Annotated in this window: 12 protein-coding genes; 7 read left to right on the top strand and 5 right to left on the bottom strand. The window is 67.0% G+C overall.

Annotation, left to right across the window (positions count from 1 at the left end; translation table 11 throughout):
• Positions 1–5: 5 nt before the first annotated feature.
• Entirely contained in the window at positions 6–3,206 is a 3,201-nt protein-coding gene (locus AC0CH8_RS00370) for an efflux RND transporter permease subunit (RefSeq protein WP_465238219.1), read from the bottom strand.
• Positions 3,207–3,212: 6 nt separating this feature from the next.
• A complete protein-coding gene (locus AC0CH8_RS00375; protein ID WP_204200273.1) occupies positions 3,213–4,403 on the bottom strand; it encodes an efflux RND transporter periplasmic adaptor subunit in 1,191 nt (396 codons plus the stop codon).
• 102 nt (positions 4,404–4,505) lie between these two features.
• Between AC0CH8_RS00375 and AC0CH8_RS00380 the strand changes: the two genes are divergently transcribed.
• Positions 4,506–5,123 carry a TetR/AcrR family transcriptional regulator gene (locus tag AC0CH8_RS00380; RefSeq protein WP_465238220.1) on the top strand — a complete coding sequence of 206 codons (618 nt, stop codon included), beginning with the start codon at positions 4,506–4,508 and terminating at the stop codon, positions 5,121–5,123.
• A 156-nt stretch (positions 5,124–5,279) separates the two neighbouring features.
• Here the strand turns inward: AC0CH8_RS00380 and AC0CH8_RS00385 are convergent, their stop codons facing one another.
• A complete protein-coding gene (locus AC0CH8_RS00385) occupies positions 5,280–6,086 on the bottom strand; it encodes an inositol monophosphatase family protein (RefSeq protein ID WP_055846525.1) in 807 nt (268 codons plus the stop codon).
• A 69-nt stretch (positions 6,087–6,155) separates the two neighbouring features.
• Between AC0CH8_RS00385 and AC0CH8_RS00390 the strand changes: the two genes are divergently transcribed.
• On the top strand, positions 6,156–6,683 hold the full coding sequence (locus AC0CH8_RS00390) for a peroxiredoxin (RefSeq protein ID WP_204200271.1): 528 nt from the start codon (positions 6,156–6,158) through the stop codon (positions 6,681–6,683).
• 135 nt (positions 6,684–6,818) lie between these two features.
• On the top strand, positions 6,819–7,856 hold the full coding sequence (locus AC0CH8_RS00395; RefSeq protein ID WP_465238221.1) for a GGDEF domain-containing protein: 1,038 nt from the start codon (positions 6,819–6,821) through the stop codon (positions 7,854–7,856).
• Positions 7,857–8,278: 422 nt separating this feature from the next.
• Here AC0CH8_RS00395 and AC0CH8_RS00400 read toward each other — a convergent pair whose 3' ends face one another.
• Together AC0CH8_RS00400 and AC0CH8_RS00405 are read right to left on the bottom strand one after the other, a co-directional pair.
• A complete protein-coding gene (locus tag AC0CH8_RS00400) occupies positions 8,279–8,917 on the bottom strand; it encodes a YbhB/YbcL family Raf kinase inhibitor-like protein (RefSeq protein ID WP_465238222.1) in 639 nt (212 codons plus the stop codon).
• A 10-nt stretch (positions 8,918–8,927) separates the two neighbouring features.
• Positions 8,928–9,449, bottom strand: a complete 522-nt coding sequence (locus tag AC0CH8_RS00405) for a hypothetical protein (RefSeq protein WP_465238223.1) — start codon at positions 9,447–9,449, stop codon at positions 8,928–8,930.
• A gap of 94 nt (positions 9,450–9,543) precedes the next feature.
• Between AC0CH8_RS00405 and AC0CH8_RS00410 the strand changes: the two genes are divergently transcribed.
• From AC0CH8_RS00410 to AC0CH8_RS00425, 4 genes are all read left to right on the top strand, one after another.
• A complete protein-coding gene (locus AC0CH8_RS00410; protein WP_465238224.1) occupies positions 9,544–9,957 on the top strand; it encodes a DUF1810 domain-containing protein in 414 nt (137 codons plus the stop codon).
• A 367-nt stretch (positions 9,958–10,324) separates the two neighbouring features.
• Positions 10,325–11,287: a hypothetical protein gene (locus tag AC0CH8_RS00415; RefSeq protein WP_465238225.1), complete on the top strand. Its 963-nt coding sequence runs from the start codon at positions 10,325–10,327 to the stop codon at positions 11,285–11,287.
• An 11-nt stretch (positions 11,288–11,298) separates the two neighbouring features.
• Positions 11,299–11,772, top strand: coding sequence for a hypothetical protein (locus tag AC0CH8_RS00420; protein ID WP_465238226.1), 474 nt, complete (start codon positions 11,299–11,301; stop codon positions 11,770–11,772).
• Entirely contained in the window at positions 11,769–12,938 is a 1,170-nt protein-coding gene (locus AC0CH8_RS00425) for a hypothetical protein (RefSeq protein ID WP_465238227.1), read from the top strand. Before AC0CH8_RS00420 ends, AC0CH8_RS00425 begins: the two co-directional genes overlap by 4 nt.
• Positions 12,939–12,980 lie beyond the last annotated feature (42 nt).

Here is a 12,980-nt window from a genome sequence, read left to right on the forward strand (position 1 = left end):
ACCACTCAGGCTCCCTGCGGCGCGGGCGTGTGCCCATGCTCGCCCCCATCACGTCGGTCGTCGTCGCGCCCGCCGTCATCCTCCGGCTTCACCTCCGCGCTGTGGCCGAACAGGCGCAGCACGATGATGAAGAACATCGGTACGAAGAAGATCGCCAAGACGGTCGCCGAGATCATGCCGCCGACCACCGCCCGGCCGATCGCGTTCTGCCCGCCTGCGCCGGCTCCGCTGGCGATCGCGAGCGGGAACACGCCGAACACGAAGGCGAGACTGGTCATCAGGATGGGTCGAAGCCGCAGCTTCGCCGCCTCCACCGCGGCGTCGAACGGCGTCAGCCCCTGCCGGATCTTCTCCTCCGCGAACTCCACGATCAGGATGGCGTTCTTCGCCGAGACGCCGATCGTCGTAATCAGGCCCACCTGAAGGTAGATGTCGTTGTTGAGACCCGTCAGGCTCGCCGCCAGCAGTGCGCCGACGATACCCAGCGGCACGACCAGCATCACCGAGATCGGCACCGACCAGCTCTCGTACAACGCCGCGAGGCAGAGGAAGACGATCAGCAGCGACAGGCCGTACAGCGCCGGTGCCTGACCACCCGACAATTGCTCTTCGTAGCTGAGACCGGTCCAGTCCAGCCGCGTGCCCGGCGGCAGCTTGGCCTGCATATCCTCCATCGCCTTCAGCGCGGCACCGGACGAGACGCCCGGCGCAGGCTGCCCCAGAATCTCCATCGAAGGCTGTCCGTTATAGCGCGTGAGCTGCGTCGGACCCTGGCTCCACGACAGGGTGGAGAAGGCGGTGAACGGCGCCATCGACCCACTCGCCCCGCGGACGAAGAGGTCGCCGATATCGTCCGGCGCCATGCGATAGGGTGCATCCGCCTGAATATAGACGCGCTTCACGCGACCACGATCGATGAAGTCGTTGACGTACGATCCGCCCCACGCGGTCGCGATCGTGCTGTTCACCGTCGACAGGTCGAGACCCAGCGCGCGCGCCTTGTCCTGATCGACCTCCACCTTCAGCTGCGGCGCGTCGTCCAGCGCGTTCGGGCGGACGCCGACGAGTTGCTTGTTCTGCGACGCCATGCCGAGCAGCATGTTGCGCGCGGCGAGCAGCTTCTCGTGACCCAGCCCGCCGTCATCGACGAGCTGGAGGTCGAAACCGGTGGCGTTGCCCAGTTCCTGCACGGCCGGCGGGATGACCGCGAAGATCAGACCGTCGCTGTAGCGCGAGAACACGCCCATCGCGCGGCCGATCACCGCCTGCGCCTTGTTCTCGGCGCCCGGTCGATCCTTCCACTCCTTCATTGGGATGAAGGCGATGCCGCTATTCTGGCCCTGCCCTGCGAAGCTGAAGCCGTTGATCGTGTAGACGCCGCGGATCGCGCTGCCTGCATCGCTCAGGAAGTGATCGCGGACGAGGTCCAGGCCCTTTTGCGTCCGGGCGGTGGTGGCACCCGGAGGTCCCTGCACCAGCGCGATCATCACGCCCTGATCTTCATCGGGCAGGAAGCCCGTCGGCAGGCGCATGAACAGGAACGTCATGCCCGCCAGGATCAGGGCATAGGCGATCAGCGACCGCACCCAGCGATTGGCGGTGGACCGCACGCCACGCTCGTAACGGTCGCGGCCGCGATCGAACCGGTCGTTGAACCAGCGGAAGAACCGCGTCAGCGGGCCGTTACCCTGATTCTTGTTCTTGTCGTGCGGCTTGAGGATCGTGGCGCAGAGCGCCGGCGTCAGGATCAGCGCGACGGCGACCGACAGGACCATCGCCGACACGATCGTGATCGAAAACTGGCGATAGATGACGCCGGTGGAGCCGCCGAAGAATGCCATCGGCAGGAACACCGCGGACAGGACGACGGCGATGCCGATCAGCGCGCCGGTGATCTCGTCCATCGATTTGCGCGCGGCCTCCTTGGGCGTGAGGCCCTCGTCGGTGATCAGGCGCTCGACGTTTTCGACGACGACGATCGCATCGTCGACCAGCAGACCGATCGCCAGCACCATGCCGAACAGGGTGAGCGTGTTGATCGAATAGCCGAACGCCGCCAGCACCGCGAACGTCCCCGTCAGCACCACCGGCACCGCGATCGTCGGGATCAGCGTCGCGCGGAAGTTCTGGAGAAAGAGGAACATCACGAGGAAGACGAGCACGACCGCCTCGACCAGCGTATGGATCACCTGTTCGATCGACAGCCGGACGAACGGCGACGTGTCGTACGGGAAGATGACCTTCACGTCGGGCGGGAACTGCTTGGCGATCTCGTTGACGCGCGCCTTGACGGCCTCGACCGTGTCGAGCGCGTTGGCACCCGGTGCCAGCTTGATGCCGATGCCCGACGCGGGCTTGCCGTTCCACTGCGCCGAGAAGGCGTAGTTCTCGGCCCCGATCGCGACGCGCGCGACGTCGCCCAGCCGCACGACCGACCCGTTCGCGTTGCTCTTCAGACGGATCTGCGCGAACTGCTCGGGCGAGGTCAGGCGCGACGACACCGACACGGTGGCGTTGAGCATCTGCTCTTTCGGGGCGGGCTGCGCACCGATCTGGCCGGCGGACACCTGCGCGTTCTGCGCCGTGACCGCGCTGGTCACGTCCGCCATCGTCAACGCGAAATTGTTGAGCTTCAGCGGGTCGACCCAGATGCGCATCGCGTACTGGGAACCGAAGATCTGCGTGTCGCCGACGCCGGTGACGCGCGACAGCGGGTCCTGGATCTTGGAGGCGACGATATCGGCGAGATCGTCGGCGTCGTGGCTGCCGTTCTCGGAATACAGGCCGACGAACAGCAGGAAATTCTGCGTCGCTTTCGCCACGACGATGCCCTGACGCTGCACTTCCTGCGGCAACAGCGGCGTCGCCGCCTGCAACTTGTTCTGGACCTGCACCTGCGCGATGTCGGGATCGGTGCCCTGCTCGAACGTCAGGGTGATCGTGACGATGCCGGCGGACGACGACGAGGACGAGAAGTAGCGAAGGTGGTCGATCCCCTTCATCTGCTGCTCGATGATCTGGGTCGTCGTGTTCTCCAGCGTCTGCGCGTCGGCACCCGGATAGTTCGCGGTGATCGACACCGCGGGCGGCGCGATGGCGGGAAACTGCGCGATCGGCAGGACGCGGATCGACAGGATTCCGACGATGACGACCATCACCGCCAGCACATAGGCGAAGATCGGGCGGTCGATAAAAAAGCGTGCCATCAGCGTCTACTTCGCCTGCGCCTGCGCCTGACCCTGCTGCGGCGGCTGACCGGCGGGCTTGGCGTTGGGATTCCACGGCTTGCCCTGCACCGGCATACCCGGACGCAGCATCATGCCGCCTTCTACGATGACCTTGTCGCCGGGCTTCAGACCGCCGGTGACCAGCCAGTTGTCGCCGATCGCGCGGTTGGTCTGAAGCGTGCGCGGCTCGACCTTGTCGCCGGCCCCGACGACCAGCACGGTCGCCTGACCCTTTTCGTCGCGACTGACCGCACGCTGCGGGACCAGCATCGCCTTCGACTGCGTCCCCTCGACGAGCGAGGCGCGGACGAACATGCCCGGCAGCAGCAGCCCGTTGGGATTGGGGAACAGCGCCCGGATCACCTGCGAACCGGTGGTCGGATCGACGGTCACGTCCGCGAAGCGCAGCGTACCCTCGGGACCATAGTCGCTGCCGTCCTCCAGCATCAGCTTGACGCGGGCATTGCCGTCACGGGTCAATTGCCCGCTGATGATCTGCCGGCGCAGCTTCAACAGGTCGGCGCTCGACTCCTGTATGTCGACATAGATCGGGTCGATGCGCTGGATCGTGGCGAGCGCGTTGGTCTGCGCCGCGGAGACGAGTGCGCCGGTCGTGAACACCGATCGGCCGATGCGGCCGGTGATCGGCGCGCGGATCGTCGTGCGTGCGAGATCGATCTGCGCCGTGCGCAACGCCGCCTGCTGAGCGGCGACATCGGCCCGCGCCTGCGCCGCGGTGGTCTGGGCGTTTTCATACTCCTGCCGCGCGATCGCGTTGATCTTCACCAACTCGCCGTAACGGCGGGCAAGGGCGGCGCTCGACGCGATGCTGGACCGCGCGCGGGTCAGGGCGGCGCGCGCACTCGCGACCTGTGCCTCGTACGGGGCGGGATCGATCCGGTAGAGCGCCTGCCCCTTGCGGACCACGTCGCCCTCCACGAACAGGCGCGCCTGCACCAGCCCGTTGACCTGCGGCCGAACCTCGGACGTTTCGAACGCGGTCGTTCGACCGGGCAGTTCGGTCGTCAGCTGCACCGGCTCCTCGCGAACGACGACGTAGCCGACCGGCGCCGGGCCCTGTGGAGCCTGCTGCTGCGGTGCACCGCCCCCGCACGCCGACAAGGCGAGCAAGGCGGACGACGCCAACACACAGCCCATCAGCCGCTTGGAGAACATAAATTTTCCTGCTTGAAAAAAGGGAAGAGAGCGATCACTCACGAAATCGGTCGTTAGCCGCGCCATTCGGACGCGTCAACAAGGCTTGAGAGAGGTTCTGAATTGTCGATTGTCGAATGCCCGCCCTTGTCGCGTGCGGAGTTGCGCCGGGAAAACGTCAAGGACGTGGCACGAAGGCTGTTCGTGGAGCACGGCTTCCATTCCACCGGTATCGCATTGATCGCCAAGGAGTCGGGCGTTGCCGTCCAGCAACTTTACCGCGACTTCCCGTCGAAGGAGGACATCATCGCGGCCATCGTCGAGGAAGATTGCCGGAAGTTCGCCGACCTCGCCACGCTGGACGCAGCCCTGGCGGCGAAAGATCGGACAGGCGTGCGAACCTGGCTCGATTCGGCGACGTGCAAGGAGGACGAGGAAGGCGACCGTCTCTTCCTGGAAATCGCAGCGGAAGCATCCCGCAACGATCGCATCCACGCGATATTCACGAAGATACGACTGATGATGTCGGACAACATCAGCAGAGCTTTCGCCGGCCTGATGGGCAGCACGGCCGTCACCCACGAACATCGACTGCTCGCGGAATCGTTCATGATCGTGTCGATCGGCTCGGTCTTCACCCGAACGCTGCACAGCGAGGCGGTACAAGCCGCCAGCGCCAAGCTCATTTCCTGCCTTATCGACGGCGCGTCGAGTGGGACCGCGATCGGCTGCGAGGCTTGATTATCGGGCAGTGCAAGGTCCGGCGACCATTGCTGTTCACGCAAGTTTCTCGTGAAGGCTCCGCGTGCCCTTCATCGGCGAAGCTGAACGTCACGATGCGCTCCTGAGCGGCGATCGATTGGCAATCCTCTCTCGGGGAAGCCCCCGATCAAGGCCTCAGTGCTCGTGCGGAGTTGCCCTCAGCGCCTCCAGCACCTCCTCCGCCCGCGCGGGATCTCCGATCGCCAGGACATGACCTTCACTCGATGCGGTGAGCGGGTCGCCGTTCCAGTCGCACAGGCGTCCGCCGGCTCCCTCCACGATCGGCGCGAGCGCGGCGAAATCGTATAGCTGCAACCCCGATTCGCAGACGATATCGAGGTGTCCCGACGCGAGCAGCCCGTAATTGTAGCAATCGCCGCCATAGACGGGCCCCTGCCGGACGTGCCCGCCCGACGCTGCTGCGACGAGCGCCATGTAGTGCGGCACGTCACCCTCCGCGAACAGATGCGGGCTGGTGGTGGCGACGACCGCGCCTTCCAGAGCGGGGCAGGCGCGGGTGCGAACGGGGACGCCGTTGAACGTCGTCGGGCGGCCGGCAACGCCGACCCAGCGTTCGCGCTGCACCGGCTGGTCGATGATGCCGAGCACCGGCCAGCCATCCTCCAGCAGCGCAATCAGCGTGCCGAAGATCGCGCGGCCGGCGGTGAAGCTGCGCGTACCGTCGATCGGGTCGAGCACCCATTGCCGGTTCGTCACCCCCGGCTTGATCCCGTATTCCTCACCGTGGACGCCGTCGCCCGCGCATTCGGCGTCGAGCAGGCGGCGCATCGCCGCTTCGGCCTCCTTGTCGGCGAGGGTGACGGGGCTGTGGTCGGCCTTCGTCTCCAGCCCGTGAGGCTTGCGGAAATAAGGGCGGATCACCGCGCCCGCGGCGTCGGCGAGGCGGTGGGCGAGGTCGATATCGGCGGGGCGGACTGGCATGACACCGGCCTATCGCGGCGCACGCGCCCGCGCTACAGCCTTGTCCGATAACGCCCGAGAGGATTTTCCATGCGCCTGCTGCCGATCATTGCCGCCGTTGCGATCGCCGCCCCTGCCTGTGCGGCGCTGGCGCCCGGTGCGCAGGCACCCGACTTCACCACGCGCGGCGCGGTCGCGGGCAAGGTGGTCAACGTCCACCTCGCCGACCTGCTGAAGAAGGGCCCGGTCGTGCTCTACTTCTTCCCGGCGGCGTTCACCGGCGGCTGCAACGCGGAGGCGCATGCGTTCGCGGAGGCGATGCCCGCGTTCCGCAAAGCGGGCGCGACCGTGATCGGCATGTCCGCCGACGACGTACCCACGCTCCAGCGCTTCTCGTCGGAGAAGTGCGCCGGCAAGTTCGCGGTCGCGAGCGCCGGGCCGAAGGTCATCGCCGGCTACAACGTGTCGCTCGGCAAGCAGATGGCCGGTCGCGACATCACGAAGCGCACCAGCTACGTTATCGGCCGCAACGGCCGGATCGCATTCGTCCATGATAATATGGATGCCAGCGGCCATGTCGAAGAGACGCTGGCGGCCGTCCAGAAGCTGAAATCCTGATCTTTTTACGCTTTTTGTCAGTCGGTTGACGCTCTTGACCCACCGCAAACCGTTAATGTTGCGGCTCCGACATGATTACCGGATGCTAACGGTTGTCCCGTAAACGCCTTCGCTGGAGATCAGCGGAGGGTGGGAATGGGACACGCCGGCATTGCGCGGCGACAGGATCATGGGGAAGACCTGTACGATCGGATCGGGGCATTTCTGGCCGCGCACCGGCTGAGCCCCGATCCTGCGCATTACATGTTCGCTCACGCCGTGTTGTCGGAGCCGGGGGGGGATCTGGCACGCGAAGTCGCGCTGCTGACCGATGGCGGTTATCGGCTGACGCACGAGCAGATCGAGCAGCTCGGCGGCGAGGTAGTCGCCGGCGGGATGCCGCCGGCGCGGTGGGCTGGCGGCGACGTCGCGCTCGACCGTCAGGCCGAAGCGCTGGTCGCGCAGACCCAGGCGCAGGTCGACGTGTTCGCGGCCATGACGCGGGCGATGCATGTCGAAACGCGCGACTTCGGTCGTGATCTCGCCGCCAGCGCCGCCGCGATCGAACGCTCGCCCCGGTTCCAGCACAGCGACGAAGTGACGCGGATCGCCACCGCAATGATCCGCCGCATCCGCGAATCGGAAGCCAAGCTGGCGCAGGCTACCGAGGAAGCCGACACGTTGCGCGCCAAGCTCGCACAGGCGCGCGACGACGCGCGGCGCGATCCGCTGACCGGTCTGTGCAACCGACTCGGCTTCGCCGACGCGTTTGCGGAGCGGGTGGAGGGCAGCGGCCCGCACTGCCTCGCCCTATGCGACATCGACCGGTTCAAGCGCGTCAATGACGAGTTCGGACATCCCGTGGGCGACCGCGTGCTCTCGGCGATCGGCGAGGCGCTGGCCAAGACGTGCGACGGTCATATCGTATCGCGCCACGGCGGCGAGGAGTTCGCGATCCTGTTGGCGGGATGCGACCTGGCGAGTGCCGCCGCATTGCTCGACGCGGCGCGGGCCGAGGTCGCTTCGCGCCGGTTCCGCGACCGCGATACCGGCAAGCCGCTGGGCATGGTCACCATCTCTGCGGGCGTGACGGCGATCCGGGCGGGCGAGAAGGCCGATACCGCCTTCGAGCGCGCCGATCGGCTGTTGTACACGGCCAAGGATACGGGCCGGGACAAGGTCTGCGCCGCCTGACGCAGGCTGCGCCATTAGCTGGCGCCGAACCCCATGCGAAATGGCGAAGAACGCCAGACGCTTCGGTCGGGGCGAACAGAAGTCATAGTTATCAATGGCTTAGAAAATTGGCACGGTGTCTGCAAAGCTGCTGACATCGGAGCCGAACGGTCGGTTCCGCCAAAAGGAGAACGACCATGACCCAGTATTTTCAGTCCGCCCAGCGCTTCGCCGTCTGCTTCGTCGCTGCCCTGAGCTTCGCCGCAATCGCCGTCAGCGCCGCCGTTCCCATCGTTCCGATCGCCTGAACGATCCACCCGGAGCAACGGACATGAAACAGAGCATCCTCATCGGCCTGATCGGCTTCGCTTCGACCGTGATGCTGATGATGGGATCGGCGCACGCCACGCTGATCTGAAGCCGAACCGCGGGCGGTGTGTCGATCAGGCCGCCGCCGCCCCCGCCCCAGCGCCTACCGGGCCTACCGGGCCTACCGGAGCCTCCTCCATCCGCGAATAGGTCCCGATCAGGATCCCCGCCGCCAACACCTTCCCGGCCATCGCCGCCAGCAGGGCCGTCCGACCCGGCGTATCGCCCGGATCGCCCGTCCCCTCCGCCAGCGCGAAAAGCTGAAACGCATAGCGATGCTCGCCGTGGCCGGTCGGTGGATCGGGCGGCAGCCAGCCCTCCCGGTAATAGGAATTGCGGCCGACATCGCGGCCCGCCACGTCGCCCTGCCCGTCGGCGACGATCGCACCTTCCGCCAGATGCCCCGCCTCCGGTGCGAGGTCCCAGATCACCGCATGCACCAAGGGCTGCGGCGTCGGCGAATCTGCATCCTCGACCAGCAGCGCGAGCCGGGCCGTGCCCGGCGGTGGATCGCGCCACATGAGGGGTGGCGAGGTGCCAGCGCCATCCGCGGTGAACCGGTCCGGCAGGCGGCCGCCATCAGCGAAGGCCGGGCTGGACAGCGTCAACGCCTCGAACGCCCCCAACCCCTCCTGTGCGACCGCCAGCTTGTCGGTGCCCGCGCGCAAGCCCTTCAGCGCGCTTCCCAGCCAATGCGGCACGTGTTCCAGCATGTCGTATCCTTCAGGCGGAGGGGCAGTCGCCGGGCCGGCGTTCGGCGCGGGCGCGGGTGGTCCAGCGGCTGGCGTCGCCCATCGACGCCACGTCGTGGTAGCAGACGACCGCCTTGTCGGCGTTGGCGTCCGCGGCGATCATCACGGTCCAGTTCCGGTCGCCGCAATTGTTCTGCTCGCACCCATGCGCCGCCACTAGCGCGCCGCGGCGGAAGATCGGCGTCGTCGTCGCCTCCCGCCCGGCGATCAGGTGCCGCGGGCGTTCGTCCGGCACCAGTTCGATCAGCACATTCGCGACCTCGCTGCGGTCGAAGAAGGTCACGCCGTCGACCGCGTCGTTCGGCAGATGCCCGATATAATTGGACAGCGGTGTCGTCTGCGCCTGCCCGGCGATCGGCGCGGGCGCCTGGGTCGCGGGTGGCACGAAGCCGCTGGGAGCGAGGGTATTGCCGTCCGGCTGACCCTTGCCACACCCGGCGATCGACAACGCGACGGGGAGGATCGCCGTGGCGATGATCGTATGACGCGACATGCGCAGCTGTTCCTCCCTGCGATTATGGTCTTGGCGGTGGGAACGCGCCGCACGGACGGCGGTTGCAGTCGGCACAGAACGAGGGAGCCGTGCCGTGGACTTGTCCCGCTTCATCGATGCACAGGCCCGGAGCTGGCCGACCGCGATCGCCGAACTCACTGCCGGACGAAAACGAAGTCACTGGATGTGGTGGATCTTTCCGCAGATCGCCGGGCTGGGGCGCAGCGAAACCGCGCGCCATTACGCGATCGCTTCGGCCGACGAGGCCCGCGCCTATCTGGCGGACCCGCTGCTCGGATCGCGGCTGATCGAAGCGACGCGGGCGGCGATCCCCGCATCGGGGTCGGCGGAGACGATCTTCGGATCGATCGACGCGATGAAGCTGCGGTCGTCGCTCACGCTGTTCGAAGCGGTCGCTGCCGATTCGCAGAAGGCCGTGTTCACGGCCGGGCTGGACCGGTTTTATGGCGGCGAGCGCGACAGGGCGACGCTGGATCTGCTGAAATGAGGAATATGGTCACCACGCATAAACGAACATGCGTGGTGTGATCGATCAACGGTCGCGTCGAGAAGCGGTTGCATCGACAGCAAAATTCCAACCGGAATACATCCGGATCGGTAACATGGCGCAATTGCAGTCAGTTCAGGAGCTATTTCACCTGCGAAAGCCGAATTGGGCCGCAGTATTCCGGTGAGTTGCATGGTTACGACATTGTTAACCCTGTCCGCTTTTGCTCATGGAAGCGGATGGCGAAGCTGTTGATTGCCAATGTGACTTGGTAGATTCTGCTTAATATAAATCGAGCGATTTTGTTCCCGCGAAAAAGCGCTGGGAGCGAAATTTGACGTGTTCGGGTACAACGTTGCGACTGTGGATGGGGGGGCTTCCCGCAGCCGCCCTTGCTGCTGCCGCTGCGTGCGTTCCCGCCTCCCCTGCGACGGCCGACACCCGCGCCGGCACCGCGATCACCAACACCGCGCAGCTTCGCTACGACGTGGACGGCAAGTCGCAGTCCATGCCCTCTAACACCGTCACGATCGTCGTCGCGGAACGCCTGGACATCGGGCTGTCTCATGACGGCGGCATGGTCACGATCGACACGACGCCCGTGTCGGTGCCCGTGCAACTGACCAATCAGGGTTCTGGTCAGGAAAGCTTCACCGTCACCGCCGGCACCTCCACGCCGACGACGACGGTGCAGACCGTCGCGATCGACACCAACGGCGATGGCCGGTTCGAGCCGGAGCAGGACATCGTCCTGACCGGGGCGACGCCGGTCCTCGCGCCCGGCGAGACGCTGCCGCTGGTCGCGGTGCTCGCTCCGACCGCCGGCACCACCCCGGCCGACGGCAGCCTGACGGTGACGGCGGAGGCGACCACCGGTCACGGCGATCCCAAGCGGCAATTGCCGGGTCTTGGCGACGATGGCAGCGATGCGATCGTCGGGGATACCGGCGCGATCGCGAGTGCGGCGATCCCGTTCGTCGCCACCGCCTCCACCACCCCGACGCTGGTCAAGTCGCAGTCGGTCGCCGCCGCCGACGGCACCCCGCTGGCGGCAGGGGCAACCGCCGGCAGCGGCGCCGTCGTCACCTACACGCTGGTGGCCCGGATCCCCACCGATGCCGCCCTCTCCGCGGCGATCATCGACGACCCTGTCCCCTCAGACGCGGTCTACCTGCCCGGCACGCTGACCCTCGACGACGCCAGGATCAGCGACGCCGCCGACGGCGATGCCGGCGGCTTCGACGGCCAGTCCGTGTCCATCCGCCTGCCCGACCGGCCGGGCGGCCCCGCCACCACCCACACCGTCCAGTTCAAGGTCCGTCTCCAGTGAAGGAAATTGCGATGATCCCGTTCCTGTTCGCCGCGGTCGCGGCGGCAGCGAGTCCCCAACCCGCTGCCGCTGCCGCTTCCCCGCTCGCCCTGACGACGACGATGCTCGCGGAGACGCGGGTGCCGGCGGCGGACGGCAGCGTCACGATGACACTCGCCGCGCCGAACCATGTAGGACCCGGCGACCGCGTCGTCGTGCAGCTCGCCTATCGCAACCGCGGCACCGCGCCGATCGCCGGGCTGGTGCTCGCCAATCCGGTGCCAACGGGGCTTGCCTATCGCGGTCCGCGCGGGGCCGGCGCCGCGCCGGAAGTGTCGGTCGACGGCCGCACCTTCGGACCGCTGTCCACCTTGCGCGTGCCCGCCGTCGCGGGCGGCACGCGTCCTGCCACCGCCGACGACGTCACGCACGTCCGGTGGCGCCTGAATTCGCCGGTGACCGCGGGCACCGGCGGCGAACTCGCCTTCCAGGCGATCGTCCGATGACCCGTCCCACCACCACCACCACCACCACCACCATCCGAACGACAGGAGGCACCATGTTCACGCGTACCATGCGCCTGCTGCTGACCGGCACCGCGGCCGTTTCCGGCATCGCGGCGTCGCAGGCAGGAGCGCAGACCACCCCCAACGGCACCGCCGCCGGCGTGTTGGTCACCAACACCGCCAATGCGACCTATTCGGTCAACGGCCAGTCGCAGACGACCGCGTCCAACGCCGCGACGTTCGTGGTCGATCGCAAGGTCAACCTGACCGTCGTCGCGCTGCAATCGGCGGACACGCAGGTGAACCAGGGTCAGGTCGGCGCGGTGACGACGTACCGCGTCACCAACAAGACCAACGCCATTCAGGACATCCTGCTGGACGGCGACCAGAACCTGTCGCTCGGCCTGGGTCTCGGCACCGACAATTTCGACATGCAGAACCTGAAGGCGTACGTCGATTCGAACGGCAACAACCAGTATGATCCGGGCGTCGACACGGCGACCTTCATCGACGAACTGGCCCCCGACGGCGCGGTGACGGTGTTCCTGGTCGGCGACGTGCCGGCCAGCTCCGCGCAGCTCGCCATCGTCAACCTGCACGCGACGGTCGCGGCGGGTGGGCAGGCCGGCACCAAGGGGGCGGCGCTCACCGCAACGCTGCTCAACAGCAAGGACGATGTCGACGTCGTCTTCGCCGACGCCGACACCGACGGCGTCGGTGCCGATCTGCTGCGCGACGGGCAGGCGCGTGCCTATCTGGCCTATGTCGTCGGTATTCACGACGTCGCGCTGAGCGTCACCAAGTCGTCGTTCGTGGTCAGCGACGGCGTCAGCACGCTGAACCCGAAGGCACTCCCGGGTGCCGTCGTCGAATACTGCCTCGCCGTCCGCAACGCGACGCTCGGCACCGGCGCCAATGCGGTGACGCTGACCGACGTCATCCCGACCAACACCACCTATGTCCCCGGATCGCTGAAGATCGGCCTGCCGGGCGGTAGCTGCGTGTTGCTCGGCGGCGAGGCGCAGGACGACGACGCCACCGACGATACCGACGGCACGACGTACAAGGGCAGCTTCGACACGCAGACCAAGACGGTCACGGCCATCATCCCGACCGTGAACGGCGGCGCCGCCGTCAGCGCCGCCTTCAATGTGACGATCAACTAAGCCCCTCCCCCTCCCCGAGGCCCCTCCCCCCTCGGGCTCCGG

This window comes from Sphingomonas sp. AC435 (assembly GCF_979253005.1).